General features: G+C 45.1%; 23 protein-coding genes and 1 other annotated feature. All 23 genes read right to left on the reverse strand.

The features are described from left to right. Positions 1–16: 16 nt before the first annotated feature. Positions 17–553, reverse strand: a complete 537-nt coding sequence (pyrR, locus tag RRU94_RS19950; RefSeq protein ID WP_251270319.1) for a bifunctional pyr operon transcriptional regulator/uracil phosphoribosyltransferase PyrR — start codon at positions 551–553, stop codon at positions 17–19. A 160-nt stretch (positions 554–713) separates the two neighbouring features. Then, a complete protein-coding gene (locus tag RRU94_RS19955; RefSeq protein ID WP_315692589.1) occupies positions 714–1625 on the reverse strand; it encodes an RluA family pseudouridine synthase in 912 nt (303 codons plus the stop codon). 1 nt (position 1626) lies between these two features. Beyond that, positions 1627–2088 carry a signal peptidase II gene (lspA, locus tag RRU94_RS19960; protein WP_315692590.1) on the reverse strand — a complete coding sequence of 154 codons (462 nt, stop codon included), beginning with the start codon at positions 2086–2088 and terminating at the stop codon, positions 1627–1629. Positions 2089–2151: 63 nt separating this feature from the next. Beyond that, positions 2152–4923 carry an isoleucine--tRNA ligase gene (gene ileS, locus RRU94_RS19965; protein ID WP_315692591.1) on the reverse strand — a complete coding sequence of 924 codons (2772 nt, stop codon included), beginning with the start codon at positions 4921–4923 and terminating at the stop codon, positions 2152–2154. A gap of 50 nt (positions 4924–4973) precedes the next feature. Continuing rightward, positions 4974–5192: a binding site (T-box leader), on the reverse strand. Between the two features lie 51 nt (positions 5193–5243). Continuing rightward, the gene (locus RRU94_RS19970) at positions 5244–5753 is read right to left on the reverse strand and encodes a DivIVA domain-containing protein (protein ID WP_242232112.1); all 510 of its coding nucleotides are present in this window, start codon (positions 5751–5753) and stop codon (positions 5244–5246) included. Between the two features lie 90 nt (positions 5754–5843). Beyond that, on the reverse strand, positions 5844–6620 hold the full coding sequence (locus RRU94_RS19975) for a YlmH family RNA-binding protein (protein WP_315692593.1): 777 nt from the start codon (positions 6618–6620) through the stop codon (positions 5844–5846). 1 nt (position 6621) lies between these two features. Next, positions 6622–6882 carry a YggT family protein gene (locus RRU94_RS19980; protein WP_050181519.1) on the reverse strand — a complete coding sequence of 87 codons (261 nt, stop codon included), beginning with the start codon at positions 6880–6882 and terminating at the stop codon, positions 6622–6624. Between the two features lie 5 nt (positions 6883–6887). Further along, positions 6888–7316, reverse strand: a complete 429-nt coding sequence (locus tag RRU94_RS19985; RefSeq protein WP_251270322.1) for a cell division protein SepF — start codon at positions 7314–7316, stop codon at positions 6888–6890. Between the two features lie 21 nt (positions 7317–7337). Continuing rightward, the gene (locus RRU94_RS19990) at positions 7338–8009 is read right to left on the reverse strand and encodes a YggS family pyridoxal phosphate-dependent enzyme (protein ID WP_315692594.1); all 672 of its coding nucleotides are present in this window, start codon (positions 8007–8009) and stop codon (positions 7338–7340) included. After that, the gene (pgeF, locus tag RRU94_RS19995) at positions 7999–8883 is read right to left on the reverse strand and encodes a peptidoglycan editing factor PgeF (protein ID WP_315692595.1); all 885 of its coding nucleotides are present in this window, start codon (positions 8881–8883) and stop codon (positions 7999–8001) included. Before pgeF ends, RRU94_RS19990 begins: the two co-directional genes overlap by 11 nt. After that, positions 8880–9137 (reverse strand): YlmC/YmxH family sporulation protein, encoded by a 258-nt coding sequence (locus RRU94_RS20000; protein ID WP_242232118.1) that lies wholly within the window; start codon positions 9135–9137, stop codon positions 8880–8882. Before RRU94_RS20000 ends, pgeF begins: the two co-directional genes overlap by 4 nt. Positions 9138–9212: 75 nt before the next feature. Next, positions 9213–9992 (reverse strand): RNA polymerase sporulation sigma factor SigG, encoded by a 780-nt coding sequence (sigG, locus tag RRU94_RS20005; RefSeq protein ID WP_242232119.1) that lies wholly within the window; start codon positions 9990–9992, stop codon positions 9213–9215. Positions 9993–10053: 61 nt separating this feature from the next. Beyond that, positions 10054–10773: an RNA polymerase sporulation sigma factor SigE gene (gene sigE / locus RRU94_RS20010; protein WP_242232120.1), complete on the reverse strand. Its 720-nt coding sequence runs from the start codon at positions 10771–10773 to the stop codon at positions 10054–10056. A 21-nt stretch (positions 10774–10794) separates the two neighbouring features. Beyond that, positions 10795–11643, reverse strand: a complete 849-nt coding sequence (locus tag RRU94_RS20015) for a sigma-E processing peptidase SpoIIGA (protein ID WP_315692596.1) — start codon at positions 11641–11643, stop codon at positions 10795–10797. A 227-nt stretch (positions 11644–11870) separates the two neighbouring features. Continuing rightward, positions 11871–13040 carry a cell division protein FtsZ gene (gene ftsZ, locus RRU94_RS20020; RefSeq protein WP_315692597.1) on the reverse strand — a complete coding sequence of 390 codons (1170 nt, stop codon included), beginning with the start codon at positions 13038–13040 and terminating at the stop codon, positions 11871–11873. 32 nt (positions 13041–13072) lie between these two features. Further along, entirely contained in the window at positions 13073–14383 is a 1311-nt protein-coding gene (gene ftsA / locus RRU94_RS20025) for a cell division protein FtsA (RefSeq protein ID WP_242232123.1), read from the reverse strand. 215 nt (positions 14384–14598) lie between these two features. Then, positions 14599–15444 (reverse strand): cell division protein FtsQ/DivIB, encoded by an 846-nt coding sequence (locus tag RRU94_RS20030; protein WP_315692599.1) that lies wholly within the window; start codon positions 15442–15444, stop codon positions 14599–14601. A gap of 70 nt (positions 15445–15514) precedes the next feature. Next, entirely contained in the window at positions 15515–16624 is a 1110-nt protein-coding gene (gene murG / locus RRU94_RS20035; protein WP_315692600.1) for an undecaprenyldiphospho-muramoylpentapeptide beta-N-acetylglucosaminyltransferase, read from the reverse strand. Between the two features lie 129 nt (positions 16625–16753). Then, a complete protein-coding gene (gene spoVE, locus RRU94_RS20040) occupies positions 16754–17863 on the reverse strand; it encodes a stage V sporulation protein E (protein ID WP_315696065.1) in 1110 nt (369 codons plus the stop codon). 41 nt (positions 17864–17904) lie between these two features. Then, the gene (gene murD / locus RRU94_RS20045) at positions 17905–19254 is read right to left on the reverse strand and encodes a UDP-N-acetylmuramoyl-L-alanine--D-glutamate ligase (protein ID WP_315692601.1); all 1350 of its coding nucleotides are present in this window, start codon (positions 19252–19254) and stop codon (positions 17905–17907) included. Then, on the reverse strand, positions 19251–20222 hold the full coding sequence (mraY, locus tag RRU94_RS20050) for a phospho-N-acetylmuramoyl-pentapeptide-transferase (RefSeq protein ID WP_251270331.1): 972 nt from the start codon (positions 20220–20222) through the stop codon (positions 19251–19253). Before mraY ends, murD begins: the two co-directional genes overlap by 4 nt. Next, complete coding sequence (locus RRU94_RS20055) at positions 20219–21694, reverse strand: UDP-N-acetylmuramoyl-L-alanyl-D-glutamate--2,6-diaminopimelate ligase (protein WP_315692602.1); 1476 nt, start codon at positions 21692–21694, stop codon at positions 20219–20221. Before RRU94_RS20055 ends, mraY begins: the two co-directional genes overlap by 4 nt. A gap of 129 nt (positions 21695–21823) precedes the next feature. After that, positions 21824–23716, reverse strand: a complete 1893-nt coding sequence (locus tag RRU94_RS20060; RefSeq protein ID WP_315692604.1) for a stage V sporulation protein D — start codon at positions 23714–23716, stop codon at positions 21824–21826. Positions 23717–23817 lie beyond the last annotated feature (101 nt).

The raw sequence follows: 23817 nt of genomic DNA on the forward strand, positions 1-23817 counted from the left end.
ACTAAACATTCATTCTTTATTCATAAATACTTATACGATCTTCTTCATCCACTTCTTCAAGTGTGACCACAATCCGCTCAGTTTTCGCTGATGGAATGTTTTTCCCGATATAGTCAGCCCGGATTGGCAGTTCACGGTGCCCTCTGTCAATAAGTGCCGCCATTTGAATATGGGAAGGGCGTCCAATGTCCATGATGGCATCCATTGCAGCCCGGACAGTGCGGCCCGTATACAAAACATCATCTACAAGAATCACCGTTTTTCCGTTTAAATCAACGGGTATGTCGGATCCTTTTACTTCTGGATCATCGTTTTTTGTTTTTACTGTTAAATCGTCCCGATACAGCGTAATATCAAGCTCTCCGACAGGGATGCGCTGTCCTTCAATTTGAAAAATGCGCTCGGCAAGCCGCTGTGCCAGGTAAATGCCCCGTGTTTTAATGCCAATAAGCACACAATTTTCAATGCCTTTATTTCTTTCAATAATTTCGTGTGCGATTCTTGTTAATGCCCGGCGAATCGCCTGCTGATCAAGTACAACCGCTTTTTCCATGAAAAAAGCCTCCTCACCCGGTGTGGGCGAGAAGGCATAGTGGTTCCTTGAAAATGGCATACTCGTGCCATTTCATATCCGATTCCTTCCCAGCCTCACGGGACTGTTCTTAAAGGTTCTTATTCAACTGAGTTCATTGTATCGATAAATTCGACAAAAGTCAAATCTTTTTCCGTAAGTCATCAACTAAATCTGTAAACTCTTTAGGTGCCGGTGCTTCAAACTCCATATATTCATTCGTACGCGGGTGAACAAATCCCAATACGCCTGCATGAAGTGCCTGGCCATCAATGTCGAGTGTTTTCCGCGGTCCGTATTTTGGATCTCCGGCAAGCGGGAAACCGATATACTTCATATGAACACGGATTTGGTGGGTACGCCCTGTTTCAAGTTCACATTCCACCAGCGTAAAGTCCCGAAAACGCTCAAGCACTTGAAAATGCGTCACGGCTACTTTACCATGATCTACAATGCCCATTTTTTGCCGGTCTTTCGTATCCCGGCCAATCGGGGCATCGATAGTGCCATAATCATGAGAAATAATACCATGTACAATCGCCTGATACTTACGCGTCACAGACTTTTCGACAAGCTGATTCACTAATTTTTCATGTGCCATATCATTTTTAGCGACCATGAGAAGACCAGATGTATCTTTGTCAATCCGGTGGACAATACCCGGACGCATCACACCGTTAATACCGGATAAGTCTTTGCAATGGTACATTAAACCATTCACAAGCGTTCCCGTCGTATGCCCGGGAGCCGGATGCACAACCATGCCGCGCGGCTTATTGACCACGATGACGTCTTCATCTTCATAATAAATGTCCAGCTTCAGATCTTCCGCTTCAATATTCAGTTCTTCAGGTTCTGGAATGTCAATGGTCACTTCGTCTCCTGCTGCCGCTTTGTAGTTCGCTTTGACCGGCTGACCATTGACTAGAACACGTCCTTCCTTCAGCCATTCTTGCACCTGGGAACGGGAATATTGCTCTTCCTGGGCTGCGGCGAGTTTATCAATCCGGCTCCCGTTTTCTTCTTCACTTACTGTAAACTGTAATGTTTTCATATTATGCCTTCTTTCCTTTTCGATCTTCTATTAGCATGGCAGCAAACAGCAAAATAACACCGATCGTTAACGCCGCATCGGCAATATTAAAAATGGGAAACCGGTAGCCGAAAATAAACGTCTGTACAAAATCAACCACTTCCCCACGGAACAGCCGGTCAATAAAATTGCCCAATGCTCCTCCAAGCAAAACAGCTAGGGAGATTTTCATTAACGGTTTTCCTTTTGCTTCTTTTTGCATAAAGTAAATGATGCCGACTACTACAATAGCTGTAATTAGATAAAACAGCCAAAATTGGCCTTCGAGCATTCCCCATGCTGCTCCCCTGTTTCGGTGTGAAGTAATATGAAACAGGTTGTCAATAACAGGCACACTTTCCCCTATCTCCATTGATTTCACAATCAGCCACTTTGTCCATTGGTCAAGGAGAATGATGAGCAGCGACAATACGTAGTAATACATATTTTACCTCCAACGCTGAAAAGAGGTTAGCGGTTTTCTTAGCTAACCTCTTTTTCGTTTGTTTTAGTTCACTTCTGAATAATGCTCTTTTACAACAGACGCACAGCGCGGGCAAAGCGTCGGATGCTCAGCATCCTTTCCTACTTCGTCTGTTACAGTCCAGCAGCGTTCGCATGTTTCACCAGACGCTTTTTCTACCACTACAGAAGCTGTTTCAAGCTGAACCGCATGTTCAGGTGCTTCAGCGTCTGTCCCGGCAATTTCAAATCCGGAAACGATAAACAGCTGTTTCAAGTCTTCTTCGATAGACGCAAGCAATGCTGTTGTTTCCGCTCCTGCAAATAACTTCACATGGGCTGTCAATGATTTCCCAATGACTTTTTCGTTGCGGGCTTCTTCAAGCGCTTTGAGCACATCGTCACGAACCGCCATAAACGCTGTCCATTTTTCCGTTAACGTCTCAGCATCCGGAAGCTCTTTGTACTCCGGCATATCTGTCAGCTGTACGTATTTCTCTTCAGCTTCCGGCACTTCCACCCATACTTCATCCGCTGTATGCGGAAGAATTGGGGATACCAATTTTGCAAGTGCTGTTAACGTTTCAAAGAGAACCGTTTGAATAGCACGGCGGTCTGCATGATTCTCCGCTTCGATATATAAAACATCTTTCGTAAAGTCAAGGTAGAAGGAGCTTAAATCAACTGTACAGAAATTGTTGATTGCATGGTAAATAGCCGCAAATTCATAGTTTTCGTAATGGCCGCGTACCGCCTTGATTAATTCATTTAATTTCACCAGCATAAACTGGTCAACTTCACGCAGGTTTTCATATGCTACCGCATGCTCACTCGGCTTAAAGCCATCCAGGTTTCCTAAAAGGAAGCGGAACGTGTTACGGATTTTGCGGTAAACTTCGGCCACTTGTTTTAAAATCGCATCTGATACACGCACATCCGCTTGGAAATCAACCGATGATACCCAAAGACGCAGAATATCAGCACCAAGCTGCTCCATTACTTTGGCTGGAACAACCGTGTTGCCAAGTGACTTACTCATCTTGCGGCCTTCACCGTCAAGTGCAAATCCGTGGCTTAGCACGCCTTTGTATGGAGCACTTCCCGTTACAGCTACTGCTGTGATCAAAGAAGAGTTAAACCAGCCGCGATATTGGTCAGAACCTTCCAGGTAAAGATCAGCCGGACGCTGGGCATCCTTGCGCTGCTCTAAAACAGCTTCATGTGAAGAGCCGGAATCAAACCAAACATCCATAATATCGTTTTCTTTCGTAAATTCACCGTTCGGGCTGCCAGGATGCGTAAATCCTTCCGGAAGCAGCTCCTTCGCTGTCCGCTTAAACCAAATATTTGATCCGTGCTCGCGGAATAAATCCGAAACATGCGAAATCGTTTCATCAGTAATAATCGCTTCACCGTTTTCCGCATAAAATACCGGGATTGGCACTCCCCATGCCCGCTGGCGGGAAATACACCAGTCACCACGGTCTCGGATCATATTAAATAAGCGTGTTTCGCCCCATGCCGGCACCCATTTCGTTTCTTTTACAGCTTGGAGCAATTCCGGGCGGAACTTGTCGATCGACGCAAACCATTGAGCTGTCGCGCGGAAAATAACCGGCTTTTTCGTCCGCCAGTCATGCGGATACGAGTGGGTAATAAACTCCATTTTCAACAGCGCGCCGGCTTCTGTCAATTTTTCGGTAATCGCCTTGTTGGCATTGTCATAAAACAGCCCTTCAAATCCAGGAGCTTCCTCTGTCATCACACCGCGGTCGTTTACCGGGCAAAGAACATCAAGGCCATATTTCTTCCCAATGATAAAGTCATCTTCCCCGTGTCCTGGTGCTGTATGAACCGCACCTGTACCGGAATCTGTTGTTACATGCTCACCAAGCATTACAAGAGAATCGCGTCCGTAAAGGGGGTGTGCGGCGATGATACGGTCAAGCTGTTCCCCTTTTACCAGCTTATCAGTCGTATAGGATTCCCAGCCGATTTTTGATGCTACTTCCTCTAGCAGTGCTTCAGCCACAACAAACTTCTCACCCGCTGCACTGACAACGGCATAATTCAGTTCCGGATGAACGGAGATACCAAGGTTTGCCGGAATCGTCCATGGAGTCGTGGTCCAAATGATAATTTTTGTGCCTTCTTCAAGCACACCGTTTCCTTTTTTCACTTCAAAAGAAACATAAATAGAAGCTGATTTTTTATCCTGGTACTCAATTTCCGCTTCTGCAAGGGCAGACTCAGAAGACGGAGACCAATAAACAGGTTTTAACCCTTTATAGATAAACCCTTTTTTCGCCATTTCACCAAACACTTTAATTTGAGCTGCTTCATAGTCAGGCTTTAATGTAATATAAGGATTTTCCCAGTCACCGCGGACGCCAAGACGCTTAAACTGCTCCCGCTGGCTGTCGACTTGCTTGTAGGCATACTCTTCACAAAGCTGACGGAACTCGGCTACCGTCATCTCTTTCCGATTTACACCGGAATTTGTTAGCGCCTGCTCAATCGGAAGACCATGAGTATCCCAGCCTGGAATATACGGTGCATAAAAACCGCTCATCGATTTAAAGCGTACAATAAAGTCTTTTAAGATTTTATTCAGCGCATGCCCAATATGAATATCACCATTTGCATATGGAGGGCCATCGTGCAGGACAAACATCGGCCGGTCCTTTGTGCGGTCCAATACCTGTTGATAAATGTTTTCTTCATTCCATGTGCTCTGCATGGCCGGCTCACGCTTTGGCAGATTGCCGCGCATCGGAAAGTCTGTTTTCGGCATTAATAACGTATCTTTATAATTCATTCCATAATCTCCTTTTTTAAATGAAAATAAAAAAACCTTTCACATCCCTCAAAAGGGACGGAAAGGTTTCCGCGGTACCACCCTGATTGACAGCCAATGGCTGCCCGCTCAAAATCCGTAACGTGGATCGATCGTTTTCCGCTACTCCGATGTTCACGAAAAATGCTCGAGGGTGATTTTGGAGCTGCATATCGGTACCAGGCTTTCACCGTCCCTGGTTCGCTTATGACCGACTATCTGCACTCTACTGTCCCTTTCATCGCGTTTCATAATTTATTCAGATGGTTACATTATAAAAATGAACGATTCATTCGTCAAGCTTATCTCTCTTCGTCGCTGAAGCGCTCAACTTCTTCCGTATCTACTTCAAATTCAAGAAGTGTATCCCAGTCATCATTGTTTAACAAATCTAACTGAGCTTCCATCAGCATTTTAAAGCGCGTACGGAATACTTTAGACTGCTTTTTTAGTTCTTCAATTTCAACAGCGATGCGACGGGCTTTTGATAAAGACTCCTCGACAATGCGGTCAGCATTTTTTTCTGCTTCACGAATCAAAAGCTTAGACTCTTTTAAAGCATTTCGTTTTACATCCTCTGCCGTTTCCTGCGCAATAACGATGGATTTATTTAATGTTTCTTCAATATTGGCAAAATAACTAAGCCGTTCCGTTTGGCCGGCCAGCTGCGCTTCTAATTCTTTTTTCTCGCGAATAATCAACTCGTAATCTTTAATAATTTGATTTAGAAAATCGTTCACTTCATCTTCATCATACCCACGAAATGAACGGCCAAATTCTTTTTTATGTATGTCCAACGGCGTTAAGGGCATACAGCCACCTCCAAAGCATTACATGATCATTGATTTTCATTATAAAGGTTTTTCGAGCGCTTGTGGGAAAATCTCGGCATTTTCACAAATTTATTTCAAAATGCCCAAGGTCATTCGCCATTTTTCTTTTTTGGTTTGTCCATCAAGGGATAAAATTTTCACACGCCCTGTTCCACGAATAGACAGCATATCCCCAGTTGCACATTCAAAGGAAGGCTGGTCTACAGCCCGCCAGTTTACTTTCACGGCACCGCCTTTAATAAGCTGCTGTGCCTTTTGGCGTGACATCGACGGCAGCGCGCTGATGATCACATCAAGGCGCAGTGACGAAACCGTAACCGCTTGCTCGCGCCACTCTTCAGCTGTGTAAAGAGCTTCTGAAAATGGCTTTTCTTTCAACGAAACAGGTACTTTGCCAACATGGTCAAAATGGCTGTGCAGGTAATCGACAAGTTCTTTTGCCACAATCATCTGAAAGCGTTCCTGCTCGTTTAAAATATCGCCAAATTTCTCCCGCTTTAAGCCAAGCCCCATCATACTCCCCAAAATATGGGGGTGGCTGATAGAAGCAAATTTATGCGGGTATTCAATATCAAAAAGACTAACATCAAAATCCGTTTCCTTCGGTTCGAAATAAGAAGGATGAATAAGCGCTCTTTTTCGCTCTGCATTCGGGTAGCCTCCGAAAAACGAAACGAGCACTTCCTCCCCTGATCCGACAACTGACCGAAGAATCTGCCGCTGCCGGGGGTCTAAAAAGCCGGTTAGTTTAGGCGCATACATATCCGCCACTTGCTGCTTCCACTTTACGGTTTTATCAATGAAGTCCCGCTCTTCCGACCTGAAATGCTGGTAAATATCACTCATGTTATACCCAGATCATCAGCTGCTGAAGTCCGCGCGTTGCTAGGTTCAGCGTAATAAAAGCAACGATTGGCGAGATATCAATCATGCCAAGCGGCGGAATAATACGGCGGAATGGGTCCAGGTACGGTTCACAAATTCTTGTTAAAAAGCGCCCGATTGATGTATTACGTGCATCGGGAAACCAAGACATTAAAATATAAATAATGAGTGCCCAGGAATATAGATCAATTGCCCGGATCAAATAATAAAGTACAACATCCATCTCTTCTATTGCCACCCCGTTTTTTCTTGATCCTGCTGCCCAAACTGTGTAATATTTCCTGAAATCTCCACGTTTTCCGGCGCACAGAAAAAGATTTTTTCCCCAATTTGCTGAATTTCGCCGCCGATAGCGTATACCGTTCCGCTTAGAAAATCAACAATTCTGCGCGCCTGATCTGTTTGAATGCGCTGCAGGTTTACAACAACTGCTTTTTTTGCTTTTAGATGATCGGCAATCTCTTGTGCTTCTGCATATACACGTGGTTCTGCCATAACGACTTTTGATGGCTTTTGCGCACTTTTTAAACTCACAACATTTTTTTTGCGAGGCGCTGCCGCTGGAGGCGGCTCTTCTTCATACACTTCTTCTTCCACCATATCGTAATCTTCTTCATCCAGCAGGAAAAATGACTTAAACTTCGACTTCACGCCCATCATTCCACCTCCGCTTTCTTTTTACTCTCCAACAAGCGCCGTGCCAATACGAATCATTGTAGCTCCTTCTTCTACAGCTATTTCAAAATCATTGCTCATGCCCATCGATAGCTCCTGGCACGGGGCATAGGGAAGGTTTAATGCTGCCACTTCTTCTTTGCATAAAGCAAGCTTCCGAAAGCAGGACCGCAGAACATCACGGTCTTCTGTCAGCGGAGCCATTGTCATCAAGCCGCACACGCGAATTTTTTCGTAGATGTGAAGCGATTGAATAAATGGAATGACTTCATCCGGTGTCAGCCCTTGCTTTGACTCTTCGCCTGATACATTTACCTGTACAAAACATTGGACAGGTTTTTCAGCACGGCTGTTTATTTCTTTAGCGAGCGATGCCCGGTCAAGTGAATGAATAAAATCAGCCTGGTGAATAATTGACTTTACTTTTCTTGTCTGCAGAGACCCGATAAAATGCCATACGGCACGATCTCCAATACTTTCATACTTTTCATTTAGCCCTTCGGCCCGGTTTTCACCAAGATGTGTAATACCCGCTTCCACTGCTTCCTGGGCGCGGGCCGTTGTCACGTATTTTGTGACGGCGATAATCTGCACATCTTCCGCCTGCCGGCCTGACCGGCGGGCCGCTTCTTCAATCCGCTGTTTAATGCTTTTTACATTTTCACTAACTTTCATGTTTCCCTTCCTTCCAGCCGATATAACCCATCATTCTGCCCGTACTCCCCAGGTCACGCCGATGAGAAAAAAAGTCCGGGGAGCAGCTTGAACATAAGGATGTTACATAAATATTTTCCGGCGGGAGTCCTGCTTTGATTAAAAGGTCTTTGTTAAAATCCTGCAGGGAGAAAAAATACGTATCTGCTTCATCCGGCACGGGAGAGAGCGGAAGCTTTTCTCCCGGATGATACCATTTCCGTACTTCTTCTGCCACAGCCGCTCCCACTTTGTAGCATGATCCACAAATAGAAGGGCCAATGGCTGCTTCAACATCCTGCAGGCGGCTGCCTTGCTGCTTCCATTTCTCAAGCATCTTCGGCCCTATTCCGCCAACTGCACTCTTCCAGCCGGCGTGGGCCGTACCAATGCGCTTCGCTGCCCGGTCAAGAAAAAAAAGAGGTACACAATCCGCATAACAAAGAGTAAGGAGCACACCAGCATCCTCGCTGTACAGTCCATCAGTTGCCGGCAGGGCCGTTTCGTAATCTAGTGCGCCCCTGCCGGCATCCCTCTTTGACACATGAGCAATGTGCACCTCATGTGTTTGTTCACACCCAACCCAGCCAGCTGTCGGAAAATCAATTAATTTGGCTGTATTTTTTCGATTTTCCTGAACAAAAGAAGCTTCCTCTTGCACATGAAAAGCCATGTTCAAGCCATTATAGCGGCCGGTTCCGCCAGCTTTCGACGTAAATCCAGCCACAAGACCTGGTTCTTCCAGCTCCCACTTTTCCAGATGAAATAAACCGTCATTCGATTTTTTAAAAGGTTCTGTCATGGCATGCTCCCGCTCATTTTCTTTTAGTGTACCACATGCCCTCTTTTTCGTCACCGTTCTTCCTCTTTCGGTTCGGTGTCACTATGGCGGACTAAAATAACGTCACCGCCGATTTTTACAATATGCATCCAGGGAATCACCAATTCTTCTTCCCTGCCGAATAAACCAAATTTTTTTCCGCTTTGTTCAATGATAAGAGCGGATATAGCACCCGTTGCGTTATTTAACTCAATATCAGCCAGCCGGCCAAGCTTTTTTCCGTTTGTAACATTGACGATATCTTTGAGCTGGAATTCTGAAATTCGCATAACAGCCCCTCCTTTGTATCAATGTATGCGCCAAACCAAAGAAAAAACAGAAGATCTTCTCTTCTGTTTTTCTGATTAACCATTTATTTTCTTTTTCATTTGTTTGATGGCCCCTTTTTCGAGCCGGGATACCTGTGCTTGAGAAATACCGATTTCATCTGCTACTTCCATCTGAGTACGTCCGGTAAAAAAGCGTTTTTCGATAATCATTCGTTCCCGGTCTGATAATTTACTCAGCTCATCGGTCACCGTCATTGTATCTACCCATTCTTTTTCCCTGTCTTTTCCGTCGCTGATTTGATCCATCATGTAAATAGGATCGCCTCCGTCCTGGAAAACGGGTTCAAACAATGAAACGGGATCTTGAATCGCATCAAGAGCAAAAACCATTTCTTCTTTGGGTACATTGATTTCACGTGCAATGTCTTCCGCTGCCGGCTCAACAGACCGTTCGGCTGTCAGCCTTTCTCTTGCCTGCAAAGCTTTATAAGCAATGTCACGCAGCGAGCGTGATACTCGAATAGGATTATTATCCCTCAGATACCGTCGGATTTCACCGATAATCATGGGAACCGCATAAGTGGAAAAGCGGACATTGTGGCTTAAATCAAAATTATCAATGGATTTCATCAAACCGATGCAGCCTACTTGAAACAAGTCATCGGCTTGTTCATTACGGTGGTTAAATCGTTGAATTACACTTAAAACGAGGCGTAAATTTCCAGTAACCAGTTCTTCACGGGCTTCTTTATCCCCATTTTGGTATTTTACAAACAGCACTTTCATCTCAGGATTTGTTAATACAGGGAGCGTCGATGTGTCGACGCCGCACAGAACAACTTTATTTCGGGCCATCACTGTTCCTCCTCATGATGTCTGCTTCTCAAAACAGTATTGCCGGCCCGAAAGAAATTATTCAGCGCAGTTTATTGAGTTCCTTTTTTAGTCTTCCGATAATTTTTTTCTCTAGCCGTGAAATATAAGACTGTGAGATTCCGAGCAAATCTGCCACATCTTTTTGTGTTCTTTCTTCCTGTCCATTCAGTCCAAACCGCATTTCAATAATTTGTTTTTCACGGCCTTCTAAGTCTTCAAGTGCTTCTGCTACAAGGTGTTTGTCCACTTCTTCTTCAATGCCTTTTGTGATAATATCACTTTCGGTCCCCAGCACGTCAGATAAAAGCAGTTCGTTCCCGTCCCAATCGATGTTAAGCGGTTCGTCAAATGAGATTTCCGAACGGATTTTATTATTGCGGCGCAGGTACATTAAGATCTCATTTTCAATACAGCGGGACGCATAAGTCGCAAGCTTGATTTTCTTTTCGGGATCAAAAGTGTTTACCGCTTTAATAAGTCCGATCGCTCCAATGCTAATGAGATCTTCAATATGAATGCCAGTGTTTTCAAACTTCCGGGCAATATACACAACAAGGCGCAGATTTCGCTCAATCAGCATAGCGCGTACGGCTTTGTCTCCAGAAGGCAGCTTTGTTAAAAGATGCGCTTCTTCGTCACGTGTAAGCGGCGGTGGAAGTGCTTCACTGCCGCCGATATAGTAAATCGCCTTGGATTTAAGCCCGGCTTTTTGAATCATATTATACATTACGTACATCCATTTCGTTTTTACCTGCCGCATATTGTCCACTCACCTTTCGATTCATTCCCGAACCATATTCGGATGCAGGATGCACGCAAATGCTTCGTCATCCGATAACATCTTGTCCGTAAACGTGACAAGCGCCCTGTTCGTTTCTTGTTTTTTTCCATTTATCCATATAGTAAAGCTGTCTGTACGGAAGGAGGCAAGCAGCCTGCTTTCAGCATGAATAGATTTTGATGGTACCCAAACGAGTTTTTCAGTCCAAGCGTCCGGAAGATGGAGCAGATCACTGATGTCTTCTTTAAAAAGTGCTTCGGGCCACTCCTCAGAGGGCTGAATCTGGCAGACTGCCACTTCTTTTTTTGAAATAGGATCACACAGTGCATTGCCTGTATCAATCAATCCGTGCCCTGACCAATTAATTCCGCAAAGTGTAAAAGAAACAGGAACTGTCTGGCTGATTACCCGCCTTGAAGCATTTAAACCTAATAAACGGCGTTGAATAAAGTAAAAGGAAATGGCCACTGATACAATAAAAAAGAATATGAGAGACCATTTTCCCGCATCGGCATATTGCCTGTACATGGATTGAAATCCGAATAAAATGCCGCCTGTTAAAAAAACGGTAAAGTAAAAGGTAAGAACCATAGAAACAAGGCTTTTTATGCCGGTTGTTTGAAACGCAATACGAATCATGAATACAGGCATAATGACCGTCAGCGATTTATGCAAAAGTCCGGTCGGGCCTGCTGCTAAATAGATACATACGGGGATGGTTCCAGCTAACGAAGCCGCAAGCAGCCGGGGCATCCTGAATGTACGCCCGCTCAGCTTTCCTGTTACGAAAAGAAGCAGTGCATCCGCAGCAAAATTAAAAAAAATAATCCCTTCTGCGTAACCGGCCAATTGATCCCTCCTTTTTTCCGGCTGCCTGTCCTATGTGCATTAGTGTACCGGATTCGATAGTGGATGTATGTCGGAATGTAAGTGAATTTTTACAGTAGTTTTTCCGAATCATGTCTAATTCAGGTATAGAAAAAGCCTGTTGCGCCCTTTACATAGTACGGTGCGCCTTTTGTCTGTAAGAACTAGCATGCACAAAAAAACCGCCACATAAGTGGCGGGTCTGCTTTTTATCTTCTTCTATTGCGGTTACGTAAAAATGTAGGAATATCCAACGTATCATCCGCTGAAGGCTGTTGATGCTGGCGCATTGGCTGCTCTGGCGCCGGCGCATCTTCACGCTTCAGTTCACGCGATTTTGGCTGCTGCTGTTGCGAAGCTGGCTGCGAAGGCTGTGGTTTTACTTGGCCAAGACCTGGACGAACCTGCTGACCTGCTTCACCTGGCACCTCTTTAAAACCGGTCGCAATGACTGTAACGACAATTTCTTCTTTTAAATTTTCATTAATAACAGAACCGAAGATCATATTTACGTCTTGGTCTGAAGCTGAAGATACAATATCAGCTGCTTCCTGTACTTCATAAAGACTTAAGTTTGTGCCGCCGGTAATGTTCATTAGCACACCTTGCGCGCCGTCAATGGCTTTTTCAAGCAATGGACTGGAAATGGCTTTTTTCGCCGCTTCCACTGCGCGGTTTTCACCCGAAGCAACCCCGATTCCCATCAAAGCAGAACCTTTGTTCGACATAATAGTTTTTACATCGGCAAAGTCTAAGTTGATTAAACCCGGTGTTGCGATCAAGTCAGAGATACCCTGTACCCCTTGGCGAAGAACATTGTCTGCTTCACGGAATGCTTCAAGCATTGGTGTGCTTTTGTCGACAATTTCAAGCAGGCGGTCATTTGGAATGACAATTAATGTATCTACTGCCGCTTTCATTGATTCGATTCCACCAGCTGCCTGCGTAGCACGCTTACGGCCTTCGAATGTAAATGGACGTGTCACAACCCCTACTGTCAGGGCGCCAAGATCTTTTGCAATTTGCGCAATAACCGGAGCCGCACCTGTTCCTGTGCCTCCGCCCATACCAGCTGTTACGAACACCATGTCAGCGCCTTTAAGCGCTTCTTCAATTTGCTCTTTGCTTTCTTCGGCCGCTTTTTTTCCAACCTCAGGGTTAGCACCGGCACCTAATCCGCGCGTCAGCTTGTTGCCGATTTGCATTTTCACTTCTGCTTTTGACAAATTAAGAGCTTGCGCATCCGTATTGACGGCAATAAAGTCTACTCCCTGCACTCCGTGCTCAATCATTCGGTTAACGGCATTGTTACCGCCACCGCCTACGCCGATAACTTTAATCGTTGCCAACGAATCTAAACTTGTATCAAATTCCAGCATGGCAAATCCTCCTATTTAATGCGTTCTTTTTTCTATTCTTCAAAGAAGTACCCGAAAAGTCTTTTCATTTTTCCTTTGACGCCTTTTTCTTCTCCGTCATGCGGCTGCTCTTTTTTCACAGGCTTCGGTTCCTGCTTGACTTCCTGGCGCTCTCTTCTAACTTCTTTCGCCGCCGGAGCCGCTTGATTGGACTCACTTAATTTCCGTCCCGTTAACCGGGCATTTTTATATGCATACTTGATCAGGCCTACAGACGTTGTAAATTGCGGCTCACGTACACCGATATAATCAGGAATCGCAACGCGTACACGATTTTGAAATACATCCTGTGCTAAATCAAGAATGCCATTCATTGCGGATGATCCGCCGGTTAAAACAAATCCACCTGGAATATCATGAATACCCGACTGGCGAAGTTCTTCCACGACCATCATAAACAATTCTTCCAGTCTTGCCTCGATAATTTCTGAAATTTCAAGCTGGTTAAATTGATCATGCTGGTCACTGCCAATCACCGGAACACTGAACACTTCTTCTTCAGAAGCTAAATCATAAAAAGCATGTCCATGCTTAATTTTAATTCCTTCGGCTTCCTCTGTTGACGTACGCAGACCAATGGATAAATCTTTCGTAATGTGATCGCCGCCAACAGGCAGGACAGAGGTCTGCTGAATATAGCCATCTCTAAAGTAAGAAATTGTCGTGGAGCCGCCACCGATGTCGACTAGTACAGTGCCTAGATTTTTCTCATCCATGGATAAAGCGATTTCTCCACTCGCAAGCGGCTGCAGAACAATTTCATTAATCTCAAGACCCGCACGCTCTACACAGCGCAGCGTGTTATGTAAAAATGTTCTTGAACCTGTTACGATGATCCCTTCCATTTCAAGACGTACACCGAGCATACCGCGGGGATCATTAATTTCATCAAAGCCATCTACAATAAATTGTTTGGCAATTACATTAACAATTTCCCGGTCGGGTGGAATAGACATCACTTGTGCCGCATCTTTGACCCGGATCACGTCTTCACTTGTAATCTCCCGATTTTCGCTTGAAACAGCTACAACGCCATTGCACGGGTGCAAAATGGCGTGGTTGGCAGCAATACCAACAATCACGGAGCCAATCTCTAGGCCTACCATACGCTCCGCCTGCTCAATCGCTTTTTTAATCGAATAAACGGTATCGTCAATATCGACGACCGCTCCTTTTCGAATGCCTTTTGATTTTACATTTCCGACACCAATTATATTTAAAGAATCATTAACCATTTCGCCAATAATCACTTTAATCGCGGATGTACCGATGTCGAGACTTACTAAAATTTCATTATTATTCATGCTGCGGCACCTCCTTTACCATAAAAGCGTGAATAACCGAACAACCATTCGTACATTTACTCTACGAATACATGTTTAAGAACGTAATTCGTCATATTCAGCGTGTTTCCCTTTTAAAGTTTAGTATTTTTGATGTTTTTCTTAAACTCTCTCATACAAGTCTACACTAAGATAAGAAGCTCGAAAAGGTTAAGTTATTCAGTTTTAAGAAAACTTTATGGCGTCTCTGCTTCTTGTGTTGTTTCCTCTGTAGTTTCCTCTGTTGTTTCTCCTGCTGCTTCCTCTTCGGCTTCTTCCGCTAGTTCCTGCTGCTGAGCTGGATCATAGGCTTTAAAATACGAACCAACTTCGATGTCGATTACACCTTTTACATCGGGATTAAGCTGCGTAGAAATGGAAGGATAGTAAACCATTTTCTCAGCAAATGTGGAGAGAGTGGCAGATACTTCAAACCCATCTGTCATAAACGCCTTTATATGAAGAGAGTTATTTTTCTTTGGATCATAGTACACTTCAGAAATTGTATTATACACTTCATTCGGAAGTGTTTGGGCTGCTTTTGTAAACAAATCGAGCGCCTTTCCTTCTTTGAAGTTATACAAAATCGGAAGCTGTAATGGTGCACCGCTCAGAGGCTGGCTTAAAATTTTTCCATTTTGAAGAATAGGGTACAACCCGCCTTTTTGAGCAGCGTAAGCAATTTCATTATGCTCTTCCACTGAAATCATTAAATCATTTGGGAACCCAATTGTAACCTCCGCTTTTTTAATGCGGTCGTCTTTTAAAAGAGCTTCTTCTGCCCTTCCCTTCCCGGCTGCCCAAATGCTGCTTCCTTTTACAAGCCCGCTTTTCTCAATTACTTCCTGCTTTGTCACAAGACTGTTTCCCTGCACGTGAATGTCTGCCACTTTGCTTAAGGGAGACTGCAGATATACAACAAGAAGAATAAGCGCGAAAAACAAAGATAGTAAAAACAGCAGCCGGCGGTTCGCTTTCTTTTTTCTGATTTGTTTCAGCTTTGGAATGCGATCCTCAATTGAAATGATTTTTTCCTTTGTCATGTTCACACCTCTGCCCATGCTGCAAACCAGCCGCGCATGGTTTCTTTTAACGCGGCTGACTGCCATGTGTTCAAGATGAACGGCTGGTTCTTTCTGTTAATTCCACCATTACATTATATAAACGATCTGCCGCATCCGGAATGCCCAAACGTTTTGCTTGTTCTTTCATTTTGCCGAGCCGCGGCTCATTCATCAGGATAGCATCCAACTCTTTCACGAGCAACGCGCCCGTTAAATCTTTTTCAAGCAGCAGCACTGCTGCGTCCTGGTCCGTTAGAGAGCGTGCATTTTTCTCTTGATGATTATTTGTTACGTATGGACTTGGAATTAAAATGGACGGAATACCGAGCGCTGTCAGCTCTGCAAGGGTAGTGGCCCCTGCTCTTGCTACCACCAGATCACAAGCAGCCAGCACATCCGGCATGTTATGAATAAACGGCTCAACCGCCACATTATCAGGCTTCCCTGCAGTCTGCAGCTCCGTCGAAACGCGTTCATAATGAACATCACCCGTGACATACAGCACCTGGTAGCTGCGGTCCGCCAAGTTGTTCAACGCCCCGATTACCGCATCATTAATAGGACGGGCGCCGCGGCTTCCCCCAAAAATAAGAACGGTTTTTCGGTCAGGTGTAAACCCGTACTTTTGCAGTACACCCGCCCCGCTCGCTTCGATTACTTCGGAAGCTCTAGGATTACCGGTAAGAACGGTTTTTGCTGCCGGAAAGTGTGTTTTTGCTGCGTCAAAACAAACCGCCACTTTATCCACATACTTGCTTAGAAATTTATTTGTCAGTCCCGGCACGCTGTTCTGTTCATGGACAATTGAAGGGATTCCCATTTTCGCAGCTGCATACACGACTGGTCCGCATACATAGCCGCCTGTACCAATCACAACATCCGGCTGAAATTCTTTTAGCATTTTTTTACAGTCGTTAACGCCTTTTAAAAAGCGCATAACCGTTTTCACGTTTTCAAATGAAACTGCCCGGCGGAATCCAGTAATGTCGATTGATTGAAAGGGAATCCCTTCCCGTACAACAAGCTTGGATTCTAGTCCTTTTTCTGTTCCGATGTACAGGAACGATGTGTCCGGGTGTTTCTTTTTAATCATTCGAATAAGTGCGAGTGCCGGGTAAATATGTCCGCCCGTTCCTCCGCCGCTGACTACTATTTTCAATTCTGTCACCTCAATAATTCATCTGGCAGCTTTTGTTGTTTAAACAGCTGTCCAATGCATTTTCATCTTAAATCAATGTGTCACGAGAATCAAATATTATCTTGAAAAACCCGTAAATTTCCTTCAATACTACCGCATATGACGGCTTGCACTTAAAACAATTCCCGCCAATGCCAGTGTCATAGTTAAAGAAGAGCCTCCGTAGCTTAAAAACGGCAGGGTTACCCCTGTTACTGGAAGGAGTCCTACTACGACCCCAAGGTTAATAAAAGACTGCAGGCTGATCATAGCCGTCAAGCCGAAAACGAGCAGCATGCCAAATGGATCGTCAATCCGCATGGCAATATATACTCCGCGCCAAATAAGCAGGAAAAATAAAAGAATAATCCATACAGCACCAAGAAAGCCCGTTTCTTCTGACCATATGGCAAAAATAAAATCAGTCTGCGGTTCAGGAAGATAGTAATATTTCTGCCGGCTTTCTCCGTAGCCATGCCCAAAAAGCCCACCCGGTCCAACTGCATAAAGAGACTGAATAATTTGAAACCCACTTCCAAGCGGATCCGACCATGGATCCAAATAAGCCGTAATACGTTTCATTCGATAGGGTGCCGATGCAATCAGTCCAACCAATCCAATCACTGCTGTTACACCGATCGTAATAAAAAAGCGAATCGGTGCTCCCGCACTGAACAGCAAAAGAAAAGCAGTTCCCCCCATAACGGCTGCTGTTCCAAGATCCGGCTGCAGCATAATTAAGCCAAAAGCAGCCCCGATAACAGAAAGCGGGAAAAAGAGCCCTTTCCAAAATAAGTGAATGGTTTTCTTTCGTTCAGACAGGATGGATGCCAGATAAAAAACAAGAGCCATCTTCATCCACTCAGAGGGCTGGAAGGACAAAGAACCTACGCCAATCCAGCTTTGTGACCCGTTGCGCACCATCCCAATCCCTGGAATTAGCACAGCGATCAGCAGCAGAAATGCGACGATAAGCGCATGCTTTGAATAGGTCTTGAAAATTCTATAATCAAAGCGTGAGAATACCGTCATCACCACGATCCCGACTGCAGCAAATACGGCTTGTCTTTCTACAAAATAAAAAGAATTCCCATAGTTAAATTGCCCCCATACTTCTCCAGCGCTTGCGACCATCAGAAGGCCGCTTCCTGTTAACAACAAGACAAGCAGCAAAAACAGTTTGTCCGTTCCACGAGTAGAAACAGCAGCCACCCCTCTCATGCGCATTAAAAAACCGGAGCCATCAAGGCCCCGGCTCTTTCTTATAACGTATTCACACAGTCGATAAATATGTCTCCGCGTTCTTCAAAGGTTTTATATTGATCCCAGCTTGCACAAGCTGGAGACAATAAAACAACATCTCCTGCTTTTGACAGTGCAGCTGCTTTTTGTACCGCATCAGTCATATATTCCGCTTTTTCAATGCAGGTAATGCCGGCTTTTTCCGCCGTTTCTCTCCATTTTTCTGCTGTTTCTCCAAACGTCACAACTGCTTTGACATCGTGCAGGTATGGAAGCAGGTCATCAAAGCCGTTACCCCGATCGAGCCCTCCCGCGAGCAGAATGATAGGAGCTTGAAAGGCTGTGAGGGCACTTTTTGTCGCAAGCGTATTGGTTGCTTTAGAGTCGTTGTAAAACTTCCGGCCATTCCATTCGCGTACAAACTGAGTCCGGTGTCTCACACCCGAAAATGTCTTAAGAACATGGATAATCGCTTCATTTGCTACACCTGATAGTTTAACTGCCGCAATGGCCGCCAAAATATTTTCAAGGTTATGGCTGCCCGGCAATGCGATATCTGCTGTCGGCATAATCGCTTCTTCTTGAAAATACACCATTCCATTCTCGATATAAGCCCCATTTTCTACTTTCTGGCGCACGGAAAATGGAATTACATTCGCCATACTCGCCCCAGCCAAAGACAGAAGAGCTTCTTGATCCGCGTTAATAATTAAAAAGTCTTCGCCAGTCTGGTTTTGCGTGATTTTCATCTTTGCTCCAACGTACTCTTCCCGTGATCCATGATAGTCTAAGTGGGCATCATAAATATTCGTGATAATCGCAATGTGAGGACGAAATTCCTGAATCCCCATTAACTGAAAAGAGGAAAGCTCAATCACCACATGGTCTTCCGGCTTGGCTTGCTGTACGACCTCAGATGCTACCTTGCCGATATTACCGGCAAGCACAGTGCCTTTGCCGCCTTTTTTCATCATTTCATCGATCAGTGTCGTCGTTGTTGTTTTGCCGTTAGTGCCGGTGATGCCAATAAACGGCGCTTCAGAAATCAGTCCGGCAAGCTCTACTTCCGTAATCACCGGCAGTCCGTCTAAGACCGCCTTGGATATGATCGGATTTGAGTAGGGAATACCCGGGTTTTTCACGACCAGCTCGAACCCTTCATCCAGCAGTTCTACCGGATGGCTTCCGCAGATCACTTTAATTCCTTCTGCCGAAAGTGAGCGGGCAGCTTCATTTTCTTCAAGCGGCTTTCCATCATTGACTGTGATAACAGCGCCTAGTTTTTTCAGCAAACGGGCAGCTGCGAGCCCGCTTTTTGCTAAACCTAATACAAGTACTTTTTTTCCGTTAAATTGATTGATCTGCTTCATATGTTCCATACTCCAATCCATAGACCGACCGCTGCTGCAATTACACCGACGGACCAAAAAGTGACCACTACACGCCACTCAGACCAGCCGCCTAGTTCAAAGTGATGGTGCAGCGGACTCATTCTAAAAATTCGTTTCCCTCTAGTTTTAAATGACCAAACCTGCAAAATAACCGATAGTGTTTCTGCTACAAATACAATCCCAATAAGAAGAAGCAAAAACTCAAACTTCGTTAAAATAGATAGAACCGCGATCGCACCGCCCAGCGCAAGCGATCCTGTGTCTCCCATAAATACATGGGCCGGATAAGCGTTAAACACAAGAAAACCGATGATGGCCCCAACAACTGAAAAAGCGAAAATGGCTGTTTCATCAAGCCCCTGGCTCCAGGCAATAACCGCATATGCTCCAAATGCAACAGCTGCCGTACCCGATACGAGACCGTCAAGTCCGTCGGTTAAGTTCACTGCGTTTGAAAAGCCGACCAGCCAGAAAAGAACAAACAGCGCGTATAAAATGCCCAGGTCAACGGAGAAAAAACCAAATGAAAGCTCCGTTGATAATCCTTGCTGCGCATAAATCACATAAAAGATAATAGAAATAATAATTTGGCCGATTAATTTTTGCAAGGATGTCAGACCAAGGTTGCGCTTCATCACGACTTTAATAAAATCATCTAAAAACCCAAGAAGTCCAAATCCAATGGTTACAAGTAAAAGCAAGGTTGTTTCTGTACCGATTGAATCAAATAATTGGGCAAAAAACAACGTCGTCACAATAATAGATAGCAAAAAGACGATTCCGCCCATTGTCGGAGTGCCTGATTTTTGCTGGTGAGACTTCGGTCCTTCTTCACGAATGCTCTGACCGAACTTCAGTCTCCTTAAAAAAGGAATAAATAACGGGGCAATAAGAACCGTAATTAAAAACGAAACCGCAATAATTAACGCTATCTGCCACTCATTCATGCCTGTCCACCGTCCTTCTGAAGAAGTGCTTCTTTCGCAATCTCCCGATCATCAAAATGAAAAACATCTTTTCCAATAAGTTGATACGTTTCATGGCCTTTTCCTGCAATCACAACCGCGTCGCCAGGCTTCGCCGTACGAATCGCTTCAAAAATGGCTTCTTTTCGATCCTCAATCACCGTATAGCGCTCCTGCGGCACACCTGCTTCCATATCTTTTAAAATGGCTTTCGGGTCTTCGCTGCGCGGGTTATCCGATGTGAAGATCGCTTCATCTGCATATTTGCAAGCCGCCTGTGCCATAAGCGGGCGCTTTGTTTTATCACGGTCACCGCCGCATCCGGCAATGGCAATTACCCGCCCTTTTGTTAATGGCCGAACCGTTTGAAGAACATTAATTAAGCTGTCCGGTGTATGCGCGTAATCAACAATCACCGAAATATCACGGTCATTTGGCACCACTTCAAAACGGCCTGCTACTCCTTCCACCTGCTCAAGCGCTGTTTGAATGGTTTCCGGCTTGATGTTTGAGACGAAGCCGGCCGCAAACGCAGCAAGCATATTATACACATTGAAGCGGCCTGCTAATTTTGACTGAACTTGCAGCTCTCCGCCCGGATACGTGATGGTAAAAGCTGTTCCTCCCGAAGTGAGCCGAATATCCTTCGCACGAATGTCTGCTGGATGGTCAATGCCATAGGTAACAACATGCGCCGCTGTCATCGAACGGTAAACAGCGGAAGCTGCATCATCGGCATTTAACACCGCAAAAGACGGACGGTCGGAATGCATTACATTTCCAAGGCGGGCAAACAACAGCCCTTTCGCTGTCCGATATTCATCCATTGTTTTATGAAAATCGAGATGATCCTGCGTTAGGTTGGTGAAAACTGCCACATTAAAAGCAGTGCCGTTTGTCCTCCCTTCTTGGAGTGCATGAGAAGATACTTCCATAACCGCAGCCGTTACACCTGCTTCTTTCATATTTGAAAATGTTTTTTGGAGCGTAAGGCTCTCTGGTGTCGTGTTTTTCGTTTCAATAGTCTGGTCGCCAATCTTCATATACATCGTTCCGATTAAACCAGTCGTTTCTCCGTGAGCCCGCAAAATATGGTCAATTAAATGGCTCGTAGTTGTTTTTCCGTTTGTTCCTGTAATCCCAATTAGATGGAAGGAATCTGTCGGGTAACCGTAAAAATGAGCCGCTAAAAGCGCCATTGCCCGTTTTGTATCCGGTACATAAATAACTGGAACAGATACGTCCACAGGCCGTTCTGCTACAATGGCAGCTGCCCCTTTTCTCACTGCTTCTTCCGCAGCGTTATGGCCATCAAAGGTAAATCCTTTTATACAAATAAATATTGATCCCTCTTGAACGAGGCGGTGATCGTTTTCCATCGACGTAATCGCCGGATTTCCATCCTTATCTTGCTGATAAAATGGAAGTGCTCGGAGCACAGTTGATAAATCCACGTTTTTTCAATCCTTTCTTTTCTGCAAACACTATGTACAATTTCCCGCGATTTCTATTGTAACGAAAAAAAGCCGCCGATGCGAATGCTTTTCAGCCTGTTTCGATCAAATTTGGCGGCATAGGGTCTTTTATTTTAATAAAACGCGTACTTTGCTTCCTCTCTCTACTTTTACTCCTTGTTTCGGCGATTGGTACACGACCTTATCGCCCGCTCCTTCAGCTACAATTTCAACATTGATCAGCTGTTCTTTTAATTTTTCTTTTGACAGACCAATCAAATTGGGCACTTGAATGAAATCCGGGTCATTCCAGGCTTTTTCTTTTTCGATCTGATTCGTTTGTTTTTCAACGTTTAACAGCGGAAGAACATCCTGCATCATTTTTCCGACAATCGGGGCGGCGACTGTACCGCCAAACTGAACCGTGCCTTTTGGGTTATCAATAGCCGTGTAAATGACCACTTTCGGATCGTTTGCCGGCGCCATTCCGATAAAAGAAACAATATGGTTGTTTTCAAGATAACGGCCGTCTTTCGCTTTCTGGGCGGTACCTGTTTTCCCTCCAACCCGGTATCCGTCTACGAAAGCGTTTCGTCCGGTTCCTTTGGCTACTACATTTTCAAGGGCACGCCGCACTTCTTTCGATGTTTCTTCACTAATGACCCTGCGTACCTTTTTCGGCTTACGAACCTCTTCCGTTTTGCCTGTCTCCGGGTTTGTCCAGCTCTCGGCTACATACGGCTCATACAATATGCCGCCGTTTATCGCCGCGGACACTGCTGTCACCTGCTGGATAGGTGTAACGGCTACACCTTGTCCGAAAGCTGCCGTTGCCGCTTCTACCGGACCGGCCGATTCCTCTGTAAAAAGGATTCCAGTTCCTTCTCCATACAAGTCAATGCCTGTTTTTTCGCCGAATCCGAATTTGCGAATGTAGGAAAAAAGCTTTTTTTCACCAAGACGGGAACCGAGCTCTACAAAACCCGGGTTACAAGAATTCTGCACGACTTCAAGGAAAGTCTGATGGCCGTGCCCTTCCCGCTTCCAGCAGCGCAGCCGCGCACCATCCACTTCCACGTAACCGGGGTCATTAAAATGATCCTTATCAAGATCTACTTTCTTTTCTTCTAAAGCAGCTGCCAGTGTAATGATCTTAAACGTTGATCCCGGCTCAAATGTGCTCCATACAGGAAGATTTCGATTATATACATCTGGATCATATTTACTAAAGCGGGCCGGGTCATAAGACGGGCGTGAAGACATCGCCAAAATAGCCCCTGTGTTCGGATCCATCGCGATACTCATAGCTGCATCCGGCTTGTACGTTTTTTCAGCCTGATCCAGCTCTCTTTCCATTACAGCTTGAATATCCGCATCAATCGTTAAACTTAAATCCATTCCATTTACCGGTTCCTCATAATGATTGGTAAGCCCCGGCATTTGGTTTCCTTTCGCATCTGTATACATTTGGATTGAACCTGGTTTGCCAGAAAGCTTTTTATCATAATAGGCTTCGATCCCGGCAAGCCCCTGGTTGTCAGCTCCCGTAAATCCAATAATGTGGGCAAGCCTGTCCTTCATCACGTAATCCCGGATCGAGTCTTCCCCAAGCCAGACTCCTTTTAATTGAAGATCCCTTACCGCCTGCGCGGTTTCAGCGGATAAATGCCTGCCTTTGGAAGAAAGACGTTCAATTGAAGAACGTTTTGTCATTCGTTCATACAAAACCGATTCTTTCTCCCCGAGAACGGCGGCCAGCTTCTTGGCCGTTTGTTCCGGGTCATCAATTTGAGCCGGAATCACATAAACCGTCGGCGCATTTTTATTCCCCACTAATACTTTTCCATTTCGGTCCAGGATCAGACCGCGCTCCGGCTCAGCAGGGATGCTTCTTCCCCACAGTTCTTCTGCTTTATCTGTCAGCTCACCCCCATTAACAAGCTGGATATAGCCGGTGCGGATGACCAATGCCGAAAAAGCCAAAAAAGACAAAAGAAGGATCCAAAACATTCGCACCCGCATTGTCCACACTCCTTTTCTTCATGATCATATGCTTCATTTGAGGAAAATTGACAAAAAAAAGAGACGTCCCGGCGATTTAGTGACTGGCACTAAAAAGCGAG

It is taken from the genome of Domibacillus sp. DTU_2020_1001157_1_SI_ALB_TIR_016 (assembly GCF_032341995.1).
Classification (GTDB): domain Bacteria; phylum Bacillota; class Bacilli; order Bacillales; family Domibacillaceae; genus Domibacillus; species Domibacillus indicus_A.

Coding starts and splice junctions, on each gene's coding strand:
- ileS (WP_315692591.1), bottom strand. CDS start 4,923: ATGAATTATAAAGATACGTTATTAATGCCGAAAACAGACTTTCCGATG.
- RRU94_RS19980 (WP_050181519.1), bottom strand. CDS start 6,882: ATGGATGTTGTACTTTATTATTTGATCCGGGCAATTGATCTATATTCC.
- mraY (WP_251270331.1), bottom strand. CDS start 20,222: ATGAATGAGTGGCAGATAGCGTTAATTATTGCGGTTTCGTTTTTAATT.
- RRU94_RS20060 (WP_315692604.1), bottom strand. CDS start 23,716: ATGCGGGTGCGAATGTTTTGGATCCTTCTTTTGTCTTTTTTGGCTTTT.
- RRU94_RS19970 (WP_242232112.1), bottom strand. CDS start 5,753: ATGCCCTTAACGCCGTTGGACATACATAAAAAAGAATTTGGCCGTTCA.
- murD (WP_315692601.1), bottom strand. CDS start 19,254: ATGAAGCAGATCAATCAATTTAACGGAAAAAAAGTACTTGTATTAGGT.
- RRU94_RS19975 (WP_315692593.1), bottom strand. CDS start 6,620: ATGAGTGATATTTACCAGCATTTCAGGTCGGAAGAGCGGGACTTCATT.
- RRU94_RS20000 (WP_242232118.1), bottom strand. CDS start 9,137: ATGCGAATTTCAGAATTCCAGCTCAAAGATATCGTCAATGTTACAAAC.
- pyrR (WP_251270319.1), bottom strand. CDS start 553: ATGGAAAAAGCGGTTGTACTTGATCAGCAGGCGATTCGCCGGGCATTA.
- spoVE (WP_315696065.1), bottom strand. CDS start 17,863: ATGAGAGGGGTGGCTGCTGTTTCTACTCGTGGAACGGACAAACTGTTT.
- RRU94_RS19955 (WP_315692589.1), bottom strand. CDS start 1,625: ATGAAAACATTACAGTTTACAGTAAGTGAAGAAGAAAACGGGAGCCGG.
- RRU94_RS19990 (WP_315692594.1), bottom strand. CDS start 8,009: ATGAAAGTTAGTGAAAATGTAAAAAGCATTAAACAGCGGATTGAAGAA.
- ftsA (WP_242232123.1), bottom strand. CDS start 14,383: ATGAATAATAATGAAATTTTAGTAAGTCTCGACATCGGTACATCCGCG.
- lspA (WP_315692590.1), bottom strand. CDS start 2,088: ATGTATTACTACGTATTGTCGCTGCTCATCATTCTCCTTGACCAATGG.
- sigE (WP_242232120.1), bottom strand. CDS start 10,773: ATGCGGCAGGTAAAAACGAAATGGATGTACGTAATGTATAATATGATT.
- RRU94_RS20030 (WP_315692599.1), bottom strand. CDS start 15,444: ATGACAAAGGAAAAAATCATTTCAATTGAGGATCGCATTCCAAAGCTG.
- ftsZ (WP_315692597.1), bottom strand. CDS start 13,040: ATGCTGGAATTTGATACAAGTTTAGATTCGTTGGCAACGATTAAAGTT.
- sigG (WP_242232119.1), bottom strand. CDS start 9,992: ATGGCCCGAAATAAAGTTGTTCTGTGCGGCGTCGACACATCGACGCTC.
- RRU94_RS19985 (WP_251270322.1), bottom strand. CDS start 7,316: ATGGGCGTGAAGTCGAAGTTTAAGTCATTTTTCCTGCTGGATGAAGAA.